The following is a 15731-nucleotide window of genomic DNA, read 5'->3' on the forward strand; positions in this document are numbered from 1 at the left end:
ATCACGTCACATACCGCCCTCTCAAACAGGCGGCTGTCACGTTCGCTGCGGTCATCACCCTCGCGACGGCCGTGACTACCGCCATCGCCCAGACGTGCTGTTGAATCCCGTCAGCTACGGTGATCCATTTCCATCGACGGCTACCACCCTGGACACCCACCGACGTCCCACCTGGGCATCTCAACGACCGTTGACACACGGGGAGACCTGGAGGCGGCCGCCCAAGTGCTGTTGGACCAGCCATCGGCAGAGCCGGCGATGCGGATGCCCAGTCCCCGCAGAGAAAAGAGCGGGCGGCCCGAAAGCGGAACGCTCGAGGTCGATCATCGGATCGCTTTGTGCCGTGTGCAGCTCGTGAACAGATAGGCGCGCAGATCAGCCAGGCGGCCGATCCCAGGCGGTACGAAAAATTGGAATTCAATGCATTAGGTGACAACCGCCTTGTATTGGTACTTCCGTGATCTGTACTGGTGTCTCAGCGTGGCGGCTCACAAACGACCCGCCCACCGACTCACCGAGGGTTCTGTGCAGCATCCCGACCGCGTGTTTCGCGCCGTCCACATTCATGCCCCGCGACTCCTGCAGTGGTTGGCCGAGGTGACCACTGGCCGACAGGACAGGCCGGTGCCGCTGGAGGAGTTCAGGCGCGAGCATCGCCTGCTCGATCTTGACATCGCCCCGATCGTTGCCCACTGCGAAGAGCGGGGCTGGTTGCGTGCGTTCGAGGATCAGGATGGTGAGACGGCGGCGGTTCTGCTGGCGTGCGGTGCCGAGGCGGCGTCGCGGATGTGGGAGGAACTGGCCAATACCGCTGCTGTCGCTCGGTATACCCAGGATGCCGTGCTGCGCTGGTGCCCGGCTCAGGGACAGCCCGGAAACATCGCGGCCTTCCGCAGGGAGGCCCACTCCTACTTCCATGGCCGTCAGCTGTCCCCACATGAAGTCGGAGGTGCTCTCGGGTATCTGGCCCGACATGGCCTGGTGACCTGCACGGGTGCCGACTTCCATGGAGCCGGGGGATCGATGGTCGAGCTCACCGACGACGGCCTGGCATGTCTCCAGCACGGCCAGAGTGTCGCCGACCACCTTCGTGACCTGCGGCGCGCCCGCGAGGCGGCTCCCGCCAAGGCGGCGTCCGTCTACAACAACACGTTCCTTCAACCGGTCCATCAGCCGCAGATCGGCGACAGTCCCGTTCAGCACAACCAGATCTCGAACTTCGCCCCGGCTCGGGACCTTCCCGATCTCTTGCGTGAGCTCGGCCCGGGACTGGGTCTCACCGCCGACAACCTGACGGAGCTGCGACGTGCAGCCGATGAGCTCACGGTTCTGCAGAGAGCGGACGAACCGGACCCCGCACGCTGGCGCCGCGTCGTCGGGTCACTCGGGCGGGCACTGCGGACGGCGCCGGATTCTGTGGGCGCTCGGCTGCTGCTGGCGCTGACGCAGCAAGGGCTCGACAACGTCGGCCAGTTCCTTCCGCGCCACTGAACGCGCGACTGCCGTCGACCCACGAGCCTCCCGAGGATCACCATTGCCGCACTCACCCGAAAGACTGGTGCACGAGCTGGTTCCGCCGCTGGCCGGGGTGACCCCGCAGGGTGGACGGGTCGCCCGAAGGTACCCGCCGGGCGACACTCCGGTCGTGTTGTTCACCGCCCCGCATGGCGGAGGAAAGACCCACATTTTGGAGACCGTGAAGGACGCCTACCTGTCAACGGTCCCGGTCGCCCTGATCGACCTGGCGCCCTCGCAGCACCTCGACGCGGGGCACGCGCCGGTGCTTGGACGGGCGGCGTCCCAGGGGGAGTGCGTCGTCGACGCCTTGTACCACCTCATGGTGGGACTGGCGTCGGCGAATGTCAGCTTCAGGCGGTTGCGCTTCCCCCGCTTGGTTCCCGGGCTCGTCGCCGCCTTGAGCGTACGGATGCCGGCGCCGACAGATGACCCCGACTGGCGGCTGTTGGAACAACGCGCGGCATCGTTGATGTCCGCGTTCAGCCGCCGTGGCCCTCGGGACTGGCTGCCGGGACATGAGCCGGAGCTGACCGACGTCGAATGGCCGGAGGATGTCGCTCGCGTGCTCGTTCGAGCCCTTCTCGGCAAGGCGGCGCCCAGCCGCTTCTTGCAGCTCCCCAGGACGCGCCGGCCGTCCGCACTGGACTGGTACAGCCGTCGTTTCAGCCTGGATGACGGCTACCTGGCGCTCGCCGATCTCGTCAAGCAGTACCACGAGGCGGAGACGAGACGCCGCGCCGAAAGCACCCTGCTCGCCGCCTTCTTCGACGACCTTGCCGACCATTACGAGAAGATCCGGGGACCAGGGCCGTTGGTACTTCTCGACAATGCCGACACCGCACTCGGCGAAGACCTCCTCGACCTGGTCTTCTCCGTGCGTGAGGAGCGCCGGGAAGCTCTCCCGGACCCGTTGGTGATTCTCGCCACCGCGCGTCACGGAGACCTGCGATCCCTGCACGGTCGTGGGCGACAGTCCGTGCGCGTCGAGCCCGTACCGCCGCTGTCGTACGCCGATGTGGTGGCCGTGCTCGGCGAGTCCCGGCGTGTCCATGTTCCCGGCGGGAATCTGGCGGCGATCCCACAGGCGATCCATCGGGTGACCCAAGGCAATCCGTACGGGGTCCGCGTCCTGTGCGAAGCAGTGGCCCGCAGCGACGAACAGCCCGTGGCTCATCGGCTCCTGAGCCTGTCCGTTTCCGACGGGCTTTCGTCCGCCGAGCAGTTGCTCGCCCGCCTCGTACCGGGCCGTGGCACGGGTGAACTGCTGACCCTGCTGTCGGCAGCCCGTGACGAGCCCGCAGCACGCGCTCTGGCCGAGTGGAGGTACAAAGGCATCGGAGGGGATCGGTACGCGGATGCCCTTGAGGTGCATCGCCTCGGAGAGTCGAGCCGGCCGCTCGGAGCCACCGGCCTGTTCGCCGATCCGTTCCTGCACACGCTGCTCATCCATGAACTCCGCCGGCGTTGCGCCGACGAGGAGTCCAGGCACTGGAACTGGGCTGGGATCCACACGTTCCTGCGCGACCATTACCGGACCCGCGGTGATGACGCCTCCGTACCCGCGGAGTTGCATCACTCCCTCGCCCTGGGGGAGACCACCGATGTCGTGCGGCAGTTGACCGATCGCTTTCGAGCCGGGACGGTCGCGCAATGGCTGCGCGAGCTGCGGCAGGTGGCCTGCGCCCCGCACCCGCCGTCGGTCGAGGACATCCGCCAGGCCGTCGCCGGCGGCGAGTGCGACAGCAGCACGGGCGGCGACGACCTCGCACGGACCGTCGGCCGACTGCTGCACGCGCTGTGGCGGGCGCTCGACCTTGAGGCAGGGCCGCCGGACACGGAACTGATCGATGGCGTGGCCGCCGACCTCGAACGCCTCGCGCAGGTGCACCCCCAGGATCTTCCGCTGCTGCGACATGCCGCCAAGCGGTGGCCAGAAGCCCTGTGCACCGTCAGACCTCTGGGCTTCGACCTGTTGTCGCCCTGATCAACCAACACACTCAACTTGGAGCCCTGTGCCTTCCCGCAACACCATCGCCAGTCAATTCCGCCGTAAGGTCCGCAACCGCGTACAGGAACGCAGACGCCAGGACCTCTTGGTGGCCTGCGCCCTGGCTCTTCTGCTGGCCTTCGCCGGCGGTTGTTCGATCAAGGCGGTCTTCTTCGACGGATCGTCCGATCGAGCGGTCCCCAAAGGGCCCGAACTGTGTGCTCCGGGGTTGGTCAGGACCGGGTCAGCCAAGGAGTGCATCGGGATCGTCAACGAAACCCCGTACCCCTTCTCGCCGGAGGTGAAGGACCTTGTCGGCAAGATCGCCCAGGAGAATCGGCAAGTACGGCGACTCGCAGATCGACCGGAACACGGCAACACCCCCGCACAGTACGTGCGCATTGCTCTCATGATGCCTCTGACCAGCGGCAACTCCAGTGCGATGACGACCGATCAGATAGTCGACACGCTACAAGGTGCCTACGCTGCCCAGTACCGGACCAACCACGTTGACCAGCCCAAACACGGAACTCGCCATCTCGTTCAGCTGCTCGTCGCCAACCAGGGGCTCAATCAGGACAGGTGGAAGAGCCTCGTCCCGCAATTCGCCAGGATGACCAAGGCACCTCATCCGCTGGTCGCCGTCACCGGACTCGGGATCAGCAACACGCACACCGCCGACGCGGCCAAGGAGTTGTCGAAGCGGGCCATTCCCGTGGTCGCTTCCGTGGTCACCGCCACCGACATCGCGCAACCTTATCTGTTCAAGATGTCACCCGGTACCGATCAGCAGATCAAGGCCCTCCACCAGTACCTGTCCGAGCACCCCCTGGACCACGACGCCTTCCTGGTCTACGACGCGCGGAAGGACGACAACTACGTCCAGGGCCTGGCCGCCGGGCTGCGTGCCTCTTTCCCCGAGTACCAGTTGGCCAGGGGCGCATCCTACGAAGGAAGCAGCGGGCCCGGCATCGAGCCTCCCGGGCAGTTTGCCTCCGTCAGCGCCGACATCTGCACCGCGCAGCCCCGGACCATCTTCTTCGCAGGCCGCTTCCGGGATCTTCATACGCTGGTCACCGCGCTCAACGGCAGGTCGGCGTGCGGGAAGAAGCTCCCCATCACCATCGTCACGGTCACCACGGGGCTGGATGTCGCCTACAGCGAGCCCGGCTTTCTCGCCGACCTACGCCGCGCGAAACTCACCCTCCTCGGTGCGTCCACGGCCGCCGTCAACGACTGGCTTCACGGCCGTAGCGTGCCGCAGGGGTTCGATGACTTCCGGTCCGTCTACGTCAAGACCCTGCACTATCCGGTCGGGTCCCTCAACGACGGCTACGCAATTCTCGAACACGACGCGATCCGATTCGTGGTCCGGGCGGCCGAGTACGGCGCGACCGACAAGCATCCGCCGACGTCCGCATCCGTGTACCGCAACCTGGTCAACATGCGCATGTATCGGGTAGGCGGATACAACTCGTGCAGTCTGTGTGCGGTAGGGGCCAGCGGCACCTTCGGTTTCGACGACTTCGAACACGGCAAGGGCCTGCCGCACGGAAGGCCCATCCCCGTAACCCAGATTCCAGGGAGGGCGTACACCACACCCGTCTACACCACGCCTGTGTCGTGAGCAGACCGCAGGGGCTTCGTAGCCCGGGACGGGCGGTCAAGGTCTGCGTTCTTGGTCAGGCTGATGAAGCTCCGTGAAAATCCCCACGGCCGATCTTTGCCTCGGTTCGTCCGCTGGTGAAGCGAGTGGGGAGTGTGGGAAGCGAAGTGCGCGCCCTGCCGGTGCTGGTGCGGAAAAGCCTTTGCCCTGGGACCCGTTGGGGCTGGTAGACAGGGGCATGGACGACAAGGTCATGCTCTCGGTCGAGCGGATGCTCGCGGAACGCGCCTGCGAGCGCATTATTGTGGACTTCATCCACCGCCTTGACCTCGGCGAACCGAGTTCGGTGGCTGAGTTGTTCACGCCCGATGGTGTCTGGCACTGGCCTTTCGGGGACCGGCGCATCGAGGGGCGCGAGGCTCTGCGCACCTATTTCGCCTCTCGCCCGGAGGACAGGCTGTCGCGCCGTCTGATGACGAACATCCTGGTCACGGTGGAGTCCGAGACGACTGCGCGTGCGGTCTCGTATCTGACGACATATCGGGTCGATGGCTACTCAGGTGGAATGATCGAGCCCAGGCTCCCGGCGAATGTCGGCCACTACGAGGACATCTTCCGGAAGATCGACGGTGCCTGGTTGCTCGCCAGCCGCACTGTCTTTCTCCCCTTCGGCGGCGGAACGGAACGGCTCCCCGTCGCGGGTGCATCACCCGCCTGACGATGCCGCTTCGCGGCCCGGCGGCCGTCAGGTCGCCGGGCCTGGTGATCGGTGGGGGTCAGCCGAAGCGAGCGCGAAGCACGTGGTCGACCTCGGAGACCAGGTGGCTGGCTCAGCAGACTCTGTCGGGCTGGTCCACGGAGGTCGAGACGACGAAGGTGCGGGTGCCGTCGCTCTGGCCGCGGGTGGCCAATTCGTAGATCTGGGCGAGCGTGAGGAGGTTGGTCATGGGGTCCGCCGCAGCGGGACGACGTCGGTGCGGTGGTGCGGCATCGTCGGACGGGCGGCCTCGAAGGAGACCAGGGCCTGCGGGCTGACCGTGCGGACGACCTCCAACTCGGCGGGGAACGGCAGCGCGGGCAGGACAAGCATCGGCTCGGCGTCGGCGAGTTCGGCGACGGTCACCTTGACGCCGTCGACGCTGCGGCGGCGCTCGTCCATCCGGACGGCGAGCTTGTCGACGCCCGACTGGGCCTGCTCGACCGTCAATGCGTCCGGGACTGTGTGCCACCACCGTTGCGCCGCCGAGTGGTTGGCCTTCTCCACGACCCCCTTGCGATTGCCCGCCGCGGCGGGCAGATCGCCACCTGGACGCCGTAGAACTTCGGGACCCCGGCGAACGCCGGGGTGACCTGGCCGCTGGAGGGGTAGCAGACAGTCGCCATCCGGTCGAACCGCCACTTCCTCGCGGTGCCGCCGAACTTGCGCAGCACGGCGTCGAGGGCCTGGACCAGGTGCGGGAAGTCCTCCGACTCTGCCAGGACCGCCCGCCAGCGGCCCGAATGTGCGAATGCCCCGACCAACAGGTGCGCGTTCGTCCCGACACCCCAGGCGGCGGGTGGATCAGGGAGCTCGATCCAGTCGAACTGGATCTCCTCACCCGGCGGGTGCTCGATCACCGCCCGGTCCCCGTCCCTGCGAGGCGTGGCAGGGCTCGCAGTGCGGCCGGACCTCGTAGCGGCGAAGCGCCCGCGTGAAGGTCGAGTAGGCGCCTGCGTACCCGAGCTGGACGATCTCGTCGAACAGGGTCGAGGCCCACAAGTGCGGGTCATCGGCCAGGCGTTGACGGCAATAGCCCAGGAACGGCACGAACGCGTCCGGGGCCTGCCGACGCTGTTGTGGGACACGCTCGCCGTTCAGGTAGGCGCGGATCGTCTTGCGGTCACGGCCCAGATGCCGGGCGATCGCCGAGATCGTCCAACCCTGCCGGCGCAGCGCATGCGCATCCACGTCTTCCTCCCACGTGAGCACTCAGCCCTCCGAAGAGGCCGAACGCGTTGCCCACGCAGGTTTGCCCCACCCCTGAGCGCGGGTTGGGGATTTTCAAATATCGCCATCAAGGCGGCTTGTTCGTGTGTCGGCTCGTAGATGACGTGGTGTTTGAGCATGGAGTGCAGGACGGCGACCTTGCGGCGGGTGAGACAGATCAGGGCAGCGTTGTGGCGTTTGCCTTCGCCGCGTTTCTTGTCGTAGTGGGCGCGGGAGTCGGGGCTGCTCAGCGAGGCGAACGAGGCCTGGAACAGGGCCCGTTCGAGGGGTTTGTTGCCGCCGCGGCGTGGTCCTTCGCCTCGGACGGAGGTGCCCGAGCGGTGCGTCGGGGAGCCAGGCCCGCGTAGGAGGCAAGGCGGGCGGTGGGGAGGGGACGCACTGCCGTCGCCCATGGCGGCCAGGATGCGGGCTGCGGTCCTGACGGCGACTCCCGGCATGGACGTCAGGACATCGGCGAGAGGGTGGGCCTCAAGGAGGGAGGCGATGCGGTCTTCGAGGACATCGCGCCGGTGCAGGATGGCCGCGAAGTCCTCGGCCAGACCGGGGATGATGTCGCCGGCCGCCGCGGTGCCGGGGACGGTCACGGTCTGCTCGGCGAGAGCGGCCATGACCTGCTCGGTCATCTTCTGCGCGGTCCGCATCCGGGGAGCCGCTTCGAGGAGAGTGCGGGTGATTTCCTCGCCTCCGGCCTGGGCCAGTGCGGCCGGGGAGACGAAGGTCTGCAGCAGGGCCAGTACCACCGGGTGACGCAGGCGGGGGCCCAGGACCCGTTCGAGGGCCGGGTGGATCGAGGTGAGCAGTCCGCGCATCCGGGTTGGAGATGCGGGTGGCGTCACCGGCCAGGTCGTGGTCATGGCCCAGCACCATGGCCAGTTCGGCCCGGACACTCTCGTCCGGTGTTTTGTTTCTCAGCAGGTGGGGCGTAGTGCGGGCGGCATCGGCGATGTCGAAGGCATCTCGGGCGTCGGTCTTGTCGGAGCCCGGGTGGAGAACATCCAGCCGTCGCATCGACAGGCCGCCAGATAGGCCACCTCGCAGCCGCTGGCGCGGGCAACCGCCACCGGCAGCGCGGCGATCGAGGCCGGCTGATCGACCACGACCAGCACCCCGCCCTTGCGTTGCAGACGGGCGAACAGGTCCCGCAGCTGCGGTTCGTTGTTGGCCAGCGGCTTGTCGAAGGTCTTGCGGCCGTCCGCCAGCAGAGTTGTGCCGTGGTGCTCCGACTTGCCCACGTCCAGAGCGCAGAACACTGCGATCGACGTGAAGTCGCTGGTCACCGGGCTTCCCCCCGGAGCTCATACCGGTTGGCCTTGCCAGGGCACCGCCCGTCGGCAGTCACAGTACGCAGCCCGTCTGACGGCGGACACGCTTTCATCAGCGATCAGCCGATGCCACCAGGACCGGCGACAGCACCTCCCCGGATCATCAACAGCAGGGGCAAAGAGTCCTACCGGACCTGGAGGCCACGGACCCGAACGGGGCTCTACAAGGAAGGTAATGGGCGTGCCGTTCGATCGATCCAGCCGACTCGGCTGCCTCGGCCGTCCCCTACTGATCGGTACGGTGGTGTCAGGGCGACGAGAGGGGCAGTGTGACCGTGGGCGAGGAAGCCGGGATCAGGACGGCGAATGAGGCCGCCGGCCATGAACTCATTCTGGCCTTCGGGCGACTGCAGGGGGCGGCGAACCGGCTGGAGTACATCCTCGGCCGGGCGCTGGAGGTGGAGTGTGGCATCAGCCATCTGGTCTTCGAGGTGTTGCTGATCCTTGGGCGGGCGGGTGAGCCGGGGCTTTCCATGCGCGTCATCGCCCAGGAGCAGGTCCTCACCACCGGCGGCGCCACGCGGCTGGTGGATCGTATGGAGGCAGCGGGCTTCGTGACGCGTGTGGAGTCCCCCGACGACCGGCGCGGGAGGCTGGTGCGGCTGACTCTTCTCGGCGAGGAGACGGCCGTGCGTGCTGCCGGGGTGCACCTGGAGAACATCAAGCGGTACTTCGTGGAGCCTCTCCCCGCGGCGGACCGCGAGCGGTTTGCGGAGGATCTCCGGATCCTCAGCCACACGGCCCGGGACGTGCTGCCTCGACTTCCCTGAGCTGCGGACCGGTGGCAGCGCAGGTCTAATGGCATTGGCCGCGCTCGCGTGTCCCACTTCACACGAGGCGAGAAATATCTGACAAGTCAGCTACTGTTTGATCAGGTGAATCGCTCGCAGTCGGCGAGTGCCCGTCTCTGTCGAGGTTTTCGATGAAGCTCGTCTACGTCTTCGACGCCTACTGCGGTTGGTCGCACGGATTCTCCGGAACGCTGAGCGAGGTCGCCTCCCGCCATCCCGAACTGCCGGTCGAGGTCGTCTCCGGCGGCCTGTTCACCGGGTCGCGCCGGGTGCCGATCCGCGAGTTCGGCTACGTCCAGGGCGCGAACGCCAAGATCGCCGAGCTGACCGGCGTCGAATTCGGCGAGGCCTACGAGGAGTTGATCGCAGACGGCTCCTTCGTGATGGACTCCGAGGCCGCCGCCCGCGGTGTCGCCGCCCTGCGCCAGGCCGCTCCCGATCGCGCGGCGGAGTTGGCCGCGGCCCTGCAGGCCGCCTTCTACGTCGACGGACGCAGCCTGTCCGAGGCGGTCACCTACCGGACTGTCGCCCAGGCCGCTGGGCTCGACGCGGATGCCGTCGTTGCCGCCTTCGAAGCACCCGAGGCACAGACCGCGGTCTACGCGGACTTCAGCCGCGCGGTCCAGCTCGGCGTTACCGGGTTCCCCACTCTGCTGGCCGTCGACGGCGACTCCGTCATCGTGCTGGCCTACGGCCAAGCCACCGCCGACGAGGTCGACGCACGCTTCTCCACCCTCTGATCTTCCCCTGCCCCCACTCCATCCCCTGCGTAAAGGAGCCCCGCATGAGCAGCCTCTCCTTCAAGGTCCTGGACCTCGACTTCCCGGCCGGCAGCAAGAACAAGACCGCCACCCTCGTCACCGGCGAGCAGGAGGCGCTGCTGGTCGACGCCGCCTTCACCCGCGCCGACGGCCACCGCCTCGCCGCCGAGATCCTCGACTCCGGCAAGAAGCTGACCACCGTCTTCGTCAGCCACGCCGACCCGGACTTCTACTTCGGCGCCGAGGTGATCGCCGACGCCTTCCCGGACGCGACGTTCGTCGCCACCCCGCTCGTCATCGAGCACATCCAGCACTCCTACGAGGGCAAGCTCAAGGCGTGGGAGGCTCTCGGCCCGAACCTCCCCACACGTCTGGTCGACCTCACCCCGCTGACCGGCGGTGCCCTGACCCTGGAGGGCCACCGCTTCGAGCTCAAGGGCGGGTCGGCCGCGCTGCCCGACCGGCACTACCTGTGGCAGGCCGAGCACCGTGCTCTCCTCGGTGGCGTCCTGCTCTTCCAGCAGGAGCACGTCTGGGTCGCCGACACCCCCACTCCGGGTGACCGTGCCGCGTGGATCGACCTGCTGGACGAGATGGCCGCGCTCGACCCGCGGCTCGTCGTGCCGGGTCACCGTCTGCCCGGTACGGCGGCGGATGCGTCCGCCATTTCCGCCACTCGCGAGTATCTCCTCGCTTTCGAGGAGGAGCTTGGCAAGGCCGCCGACGGTGCCGCGCTGACCGAGGCACTGGTCAAGCGCTACCCGGACAACGGGATGCTGATCGCCGCCCAGATTGGTGCGAAGGTCGCCAAGGGTGAGATGAAGTGGGGCTGACCATGGGCGAGTTCGCTACCTCCACCGCCCCCGCCGACGTCGTTCGCCGCCAGTACCTGGCCTCCGCCGCCGGTGACCTCGAAGCCCTTCGCGCCACCCTCGCCCCCGACGTGGAGTGGACGGAGATGGCCGGCTTCCCTCTCGCCGGCACCTACCGCACCCCCACCGGGGTCACCTCCAGCGTGATGGAGAAGCTCGGCCAGGCCTGGGACGGCTGGGCCGCCCACGACGACACCTACGTCGTCGACGGCGAGAACGTCGTCGTCCTGGCCCGCTACACCGCCGTCAACAAGGCCACGGGCAAGTCGATCGACGTGCGTGTCGCGCACCACTTCGTCGTACGGAGTGGACTCATCGTGCGCTTCGAGCAGTTCGTGGACACGGCGCTCGTCCGCGACGCCATGACCGCCTAGACACACCGTCCAGCACCCGAAGAGAGGAGAGGCGTATGTCCGCTGCCGACAACAAGGCGCTCGTCATCGCTTTCTATGAGCAGGCGTTCAACGACTACCAGCCGGAGCAGGCCGCCGCCGCGCATCTCGGCGAGAGCTACACCCAGCACAACCCGGAGGCCCAGGACAGTCCTCAGGCGTTCGTCGGCTACGTCCACTGGCTGCGCGGACAGTTCCCCGACCTGCGCCTGGACATCAAGCGGGCCGTCGCCGAAGGGGACTTGGTCGTCACCCACAGCAACCTGCACCTTAAACCCGGCGACCGTGGCATGGCCGTCGCCGACTTCTGGCGCCTGGCCGACGGGAAGATCGTCGAGCACTGGGACGTGATCCAGGAAGTGCCCGACAAGAGCGCCAACGACAACACCATGTTCTGAGTTCCACACCGACAATCCGCGCCGGACCAGCAGGCAACACCAAAAGTCGTACGGCCCGCCATCGGCCTCTGAACCACCGGCCGTGCGCCGCAGCACATGTCGCGGCGCACGGCCGTACTTGTCGATCAGCAGCGGGCGGGGCGCGCCCCTACGGAGACGTTCGGCGCTGTTCCTATTCGCCCTGAATTACTTCTCAAGAGCTCTCCGACCCAAGCTCTTGACGAGGACGAGCGAAGAGAGATCGCTTACCGGCTCCTCTGCGACGACCATCTCGACACACGCGACCGTGCCGTCGGCCTGCTGAATTATCTCTACGCGCAGCCTTCCAGCCTGATCATCCGTCTCACTGCCGATCACGTGGTCGTCCGCGAGAAGAGCCAACACTTCATACGCTGCTGAAGTTGCCCGCCGAAGTGACTCGGACAAGGGACGACCGGCATGGTGGGAGGACACCGCGCTGGGCGGTGAGCGAATAGTCGTGGGTCCGGTACCGATCGGCGTCTACACCAGGCAGTCGGACCGGCGGCGCATCATCCCCAAACTGAAACGGCCGCGGCCGACGCGGTCAGCGGTGTCTTCGTACGCGTGGTGTTGGTGCTGGCGCTGGCCGTCAGCGCTCGGGGCCTGGCTGGGCGCCGGGACGCATCTGCCGACGGCGCTCACCACATGTGTCGCGCCGGATGGGGCCGCCCTGTCGGCGTGACGGTGGAGAGGCGGGCGAGTTCCTGGCCCCCGGTAAAGACGCTGAGGTTTTCGCTGAACGCGGAGGCCGTTAAGAGACCTCGGCGAGGCTGTCGAGAACACGTGAGTCGAAGTACTCCTCGATCCGTGCCACGAGCCCGTCTGAGTCGATCTCCAGCCGCATCATCGCCGGCATTCGGAACCGGCCTTCGGAGTGGAGCACCGCGGTCAGCGTGTACTGCAGGAAGGCCTGCGAGCGGACTGTCGTGATGCGTCGGTCCTCGTAGTTCCGGCTCGTCGAGAGGGTGCAGAGGTGACCGAGCATCGCCGCCATGGCATCGACGTCCTGTTCGATCTCGTCGAAGTTGTGCCAGGTGAGCGCACCGGGCGCGAAGCAGCGGCGCACCTCGTCCATGTCGCCCTGCTCGATCGCGGCCAGCAAGGTGTTCACCACGCTGAAGTCCGTGGGGTCCGGTGCTTTGTCCGACATCTCTTTCCTCGGTTCTCGTGGCCGCGCGGTGCGGCAATGCGTCCTGGACCGGGGTCCAGCTCGTTCTGGCTGGGGCTCAGCGCCGGGCCTTGGCCACACGGTCTGTGCGGGGCGTTCGGTGCGGTATTCGGCGCATGCGCTGGAGTGCGGATGGATTGTCGGTCGAGCCGCGGTCTGCCACCTGCTCGATCTCGGTTCCCTGCAGGACGCGCTTGACCGGGACTCGGACCTCTTGCCGGTGATGGTGTGCGGGACCGCGCCTTCATCCTTCTCTGCACCATGTCAACGAGCGGGCGCCTCCGGCATGTCGTCAGACAGCCTTCAGTACCCGACGGGGCAACGGCGTGAGCCATGAGAACCCCCGGCAAAGGGTCTATGAGGCGATCAACTTGGACTCTTCGCCGGGGATCCTTGTCTGGTCGGCTCACGCCTGTCGGCGTACACCTGAACCCGGCGAGCGAGGTACAGGGATACGTCCCAACCCTGAAGTGGGTCTCCTCCAGGGCGGAGAGCCGGGGCCGCCCGATCGCTGAGGGTGCGAGACAGGGCGGCCAGTCGAGGGCGCTCTTCGGGCGTCGCTGCGCCGTGGGCAGCGACCCACCCTGTCCCGAGGCCTGCTATCGGGCGGTCCCGGCTTGTGGCGACCGCGCAGGTGGGCTCGTTCGCGTGTACCTGCCTGGGGCGAAGACCCAGTCCCCCGACAACGCCGCGCCAACGCGTCTTTGCTGCTGCCTCAGTCGGTGAGCTGCATCTGCATCTGTAGTTGCAGCAGTTCCTCGACGTGCCGGATCTCGACGATCCGGCCATCGACCACCCGCGCCAGATCGATGCCGGAGCAGGTCACGTCACGGCCCGTTGCGGGCAGTCCGAACCACGGGCCGGTGTGGGTCGCCGTGATCACCCACTGGGAGACGACCCAGCCGTCGTCCGTCTCGGCCTGGTAGACGATCTTGTGGTGGGGGTTGGTGAACCCGTCGCGCATGGCAGCGACCATTGCCTTCATTCCCTCGATCGCCGAAGGAGCCGCTGGGGGCAGGTTGTGGTCGATGAGGTCGGGCGAGACCAGGGTGTCCAGTGCAGCGATATCGCCCGCGTCGAACGCGGCGAATACGCGGGTGGGGACATCGCGGGCGGAGGTGGGTTGGCTGTTCATCGGGGGTTTTCCTCTCACTTCGGTGTGCCGGCTCTCGCAGGTGGTCAGGGGGTGGGGTAGAAGGCGTTGATCTCGGCCAGGACGCGGTCGGGTGCTTCGTGGAGGAGGAAGTGTCCGGCGCCGGGGACTTCGGCGGAGGTGGCGTCGGGGGCGGCGTCCTGGAGGGGCGCCAGGACCATCTCTGCGAGGCCGGCCTGGGTGATCATGCGGACCGGGATGGCCAGCGGGTTCTCTTGCAGCTTGGTGTTGTCGGCCTCGTCCTGGGTCTCGGTCCGGTAGAGCTCGAAACCGGCGTGCAGGACCTGGGGGCGGGAGTACAGCCTGACGAACTCGGCCATTTCGTCGGCGGAGATGTTCTCGCCGGCGGTCTTCATCCCCTGGAAAAAGTGGGTGAGGAAGGTCTCGACCCGTCCGGTGACCAGTTCCTCCGCGAGGGGACGCTGCTTGTTGAAGGAGAAGTGCCAGAACATCGACTCGATGGCGGCGAACTTCAGGTTCTTGCCGGTCAGGCCGTAGTCCATGAGGAACAGCCCCGACACCTGCTCGCGGTACTGGGCGGCCAGCGGGTAGGCGACGCTGACGCCGAAGTCGTGCGCGACAACGTGCACGTTCTCGCGGTGGCCGAGGTGGACGAGCAGCTTGTGGACGAAGGTGGCCAGAACCGTCTTGACCCTGGAGGGCGGGTTTCCGGTCGAGTCGCCCAGGCCCGGAAGGTCGATGGCGATGACGGTGCGGCCGGGCAGCAGCGAGGGCATGATCTGGCGGTATTCGTACCAGCTCTGCGGCCAGCCGTGCAGCAGCACCATGACCTGCGGCCCGTCGCCGCCGATGACGTAGTGCATCTGCACGTCGTCGACGCTGGCGAAGCCGTGCCGGAAGAGATCGTTGAACTCGGCGTCGTCCTTGGTCGCCGTGTCGTAGCCGGGGCTGAGCGGATCCTCCGACCCGACGGCAAGGGCGGTCGTGGAAGCTGTGGTGGAAACGTTCATGGTGGTGGTACGTCCTTTGTGGTGATGGGTGCCGTCGCGCGCGGCGGCGCGGCTGGAAGCCGGTGGCCTGCGCCGGGATGTTCAGGTGGATTGCAGTCGCCGGTGTGGGCGGTCAGACAGCGATGCCGCCGTCGACGTTCCAGTTGGTGCCGGTGATGAAGTGGGCTTCGGGGCCGGCGAGATAGGCGACGGCGCTGGCGATGTCGGCGGGCTCGGCGAATTGGTCGAGCGGCATGAGCTGCTTCAGGGATTCCGCGTACGGGCCGGAGCCAGGGGTCATGTCCGTTGTGGTGGGACCGGGCTGCACGTTGTTGACGGTGATGCCGCGCGGACCGAGTTCGCGGGCCAGTCCGCGGGTGAGACCGGCGACGGCGGCCTTGGTCAGGGCGTAGACGGTTGCGCCGGGGAAGGGGACGCGGTCGACGATGACGCTGCCGATGGTGATGATGCGACCGCCCTGGCCGAGGTGGGGAGCGGCGGCCTGGACGGCGCTGAACACGCCCCGGACGTTGACCGCGATGAGCCGGTCGAACTCCTCCAGCGGGAAGTCCTCGATCGGTGCGGCGTGAGAGACGCCGGCGTTGTTGACGAGGATGTCCAGTCCGCCGAAACGCTCCGTGGTACGGCTGACCGCGGCCCGAACGGCTTCGTGGTCCGCGTTGTCCGCCTGCACCGCCAGGGCGCCTGTTGCCTCGGCCACGGCGTCGGCCTGGTCCTTGGCGCTGGCGTAGGTGAAGGCGACCTGGGCGCCGTCGGCGGCCAGACGGCGCACGATCGCGGCACC

18 protein-coding genes and 1 pseudogene are annotated in these 15731 nt (G+C 67.3%); 10 read left to right on the forward strand and 9 right to left on the reverse strand.

What is annotated here, in order from left to right:
- Positions 1-429: 429 nt before the first annotated feature.
- The 4 genes from JHN63_RS39010 to JHN63_RS39025 all read left to right on the forward strand — a co-directional run bounded on the left by JHN63_RS39010 (position 430) and on the right by JHN63_RS39025 (position 5829).
- On the forward strand, positions 430-1491 hold the full coding sequence (locus JHN63_RS39010; RefSeq protein WP_200689847.1) for a hypothetical protein: 1062 nt from the start codon (positions 430-432) through the stop codon (positions 1489-1491).
- Between the two features lie 154 nt (positions 1492-1645).
- A complete protein-coding gene (locus JHN63_RS39015) occupies positions 1646-3502 on the forward strand; it encodes a hypothetical protein (protein ID WP_200689848.1) in 1857 nt (618 codons plus the stop codon).
- Positions 3503-3530: 28 nt separating this feature from the next.
- Positions 3531-5132 (forward strand): ABC transporter substrate-binding protein, encoded by a 1602-nt coding sequence (locus JHN63_RS39020; protein WP_200689849.1) that lies wholly within the window; start codon positions 3531-3533, stop codon positions 5130-5132.
- Positions 5133-5349: 217 nt separating this feature from the next.
- Positions 5350-5829, forward strand: coding sequence for a nuclear transport factor 2 family protein (locus JHN63_RS39025; protein WP_200689850.1), 480 nt, complete (start codon positions 5350-5352; stop codon positions 5827-5829).
- 225 nt (positions 5830-6054) lie between these two features.
- Here JHN63_RS39025 and JHN63_RS53295 read toward each other — a convergent pair whose 3' ends face one another.
- The 5 genes and pseudogenes from JHN63_RS53295 to JHN63_RS54865 all read right to left on the reverse strand — a co-directional run.
- Positions 6055-6318 carry a hypothetical protein gene (locus JHN63_RS53295; protein WP_234478357.1) on the reverse strand — a complete coding sequence of 88 codons (264 nt, stop codon included), beginning with the start codon at positions 6316-6318 and terminating at the stop codon, positions 6055-6057.
- Entirely contained in the window at positions 6315-6728 is a 414-nt protein-coding gene (locus tag JHN63_RS53300; protein WP_234478358.1) for a hypothetical protein, read from the reverse strand. Before JHN63_RS53300 ends, JHN63_RS53295 begins: the two co-directional genes overlap by 4 nt.
- On the reverse strand, positions 6706-7059 hold the full coding sequence (locus JHN63_RS53305) for a hypothetical protein (protein WP_307782089.1): 354 nt from the start codon (positions 7057-7059) through the stop codon (positions 6706-6708). The genes JHN63_RS53300 and JHN63_RS53305 overlap by 23 nt, the downstream gene beginning before the upstream one ends.
- Entirely contained in the window at positions 6966-7952 is a 987-nt protein-coding gene (locus JHN63_RS54860) for a transposase (RefSeq protein WP_374222986.1), read from the reverse strand. Before JHN63_RS54860 ends, JHN63_RS53305 begins: the two co-directional genes overlap by 94 nt.
- Before the next feature lie 19 nt (positions 7953-7971).
- A pseudogene (locus JHN63_RS54865) lies at positions 7972-8375 on the reverse strand (transposase); the annotation flags it as partial.
- 320 nt (positions 8376-8695) lie between these two features.
- Here JHN63_RS54865 and JHN63_RS39040 point away from each other — a divergent pair.
- The 6 genes from JHN63_RS39040 to JHN63_RS39065 all read left to right on the forward strand — a co-directional run bounded on the left by JHN63_RS39040 (position 8696) and on the right by JHN63_RS39065 (position 12033).
- A complete protein-coding gene (locus JHN63_RS39040; protein WP_200689851.1) occupies positions 8696-9190 on the forward strand; it encodes a MarR family winged helix-turn-helix transcriptional regulator in 495 nt (164 codons plus the stop codon).
- Positions 9191-9342: 152 nt separating this feature from the next.
- Positions 9343-9951: a DsbA family protein gene (locus JHN63_RS39045; RefSeq protein WP_200689852.1), complete on the forward strand. Its 609-nt coding sequence runs from the start codon at positions 9343-9345 to the stop codon at positions 9949-9951.
- A 44-nt stretch (positions 9952-9995) separates the two neighbouring features.
- A complete protein-coding gene (locus tag JHN63_RS39050) occupies positions 9996-10805 on the forward strand; it encodes an MBL fold metallo-hydrolase (protein ID WP_200689853.1) in 810 nt (269 codons plus the stop codon).
- Between the two features lie 2 nt (positions 10806-10807).
- Positions 10808-11218, forward strand: a complete 411-nt coding sequence (locus JHN63_RS39055) for a nuclear transport factor 2 family protein (protein WP_200689854.1) — start codon at positions 10808-10810, stop codon at positions 11216-11218.
- A gap of 35 nt (positions 11219-11253) precedes the next feature.
- On the forward strand, positions 11254-11634 hold the full coding sequence (locus JHN63_RS39060) for a nuclear transport factor 2 family protein (RefSeq protein WP_200689855.1): 381 nt from the start codon (positions 11254-11256) through the stop codon (positions 11632-11634).
- Positions 11635-11730: 96 nt separating this feature from the next.
- On the forward strand, positions 11731-12033 hold the full coding sequence (locus tag JHN63_RS39065) for a hypothetical protein (RefSeq protein ID WP_200689856.1): 303 nt from the start codon (positions 11731-11733) through the stop codon (positions 12031-12033).
- A 373-nt stretch (positions 12034-12406) separates the two neighbouring features.
- Here JHN63_RS39065 and JHN63_RS39070 read toward each other — a convergent pair whose 3' ends face one another.
- The 4 genes from JHN63_RS39070 to JHN63_RS39085 all read right to left on the reverse strand — a co-directional run.
- Positions 12407-12805: a nuclear transport factor 2 family protein gene (locus JHN63_RS39070; RefSeq protein WP_200689857.1), complete on the reverse strand. Its 399-nt coding sequence runs from the start codon at positions 12803-12805 to the stop codon at positions 12407-12409.
- A gap of 733 nt (positions 12806-13538) precedes the next feature.
- The gene (locus JHN63_RS39075) at positions 13539-13958 is read right to left on the reverse strand and encodes an ester cyclase (protein ID WP_200689858.1); all 420 of its coding nucleotides are present in this window, start codon (positions 13956-13958) and stop codon (positions 13539-13541) included.
- A 44-nt stretch (positions 13959-14002) separates the two neighbouring features.
- Positions 14003-14947, reverse strand: coding sequence for an alpha/beta fold hydrolase (locus JHN63_RS39080; protein WP_200689859.1), 945 nt, complete (start codon positions 14945-14947; stop codon positions 14003-14005).
- A 112-nt stretch (positions 14948-15059) separates the two neighbouring features.
- A partial coding sequence (locus JHN63_RS39085) for an SDR family oxidoreductase (RefSeq protein WP_200689860.1) occupies positions 15060-15731 on the reverse strand: 672 nt, incomplete at its 5' end.

Origin of the sequence: Streptomyces sp. MBT65, assembly GCF_016612545.1 — a bacterium.
Taxonomy (GTDB): Bacteria; Actinomycetota; Actinomycetes; order Streptomycetales; family Streptomycetaceae; genus Streptomyces.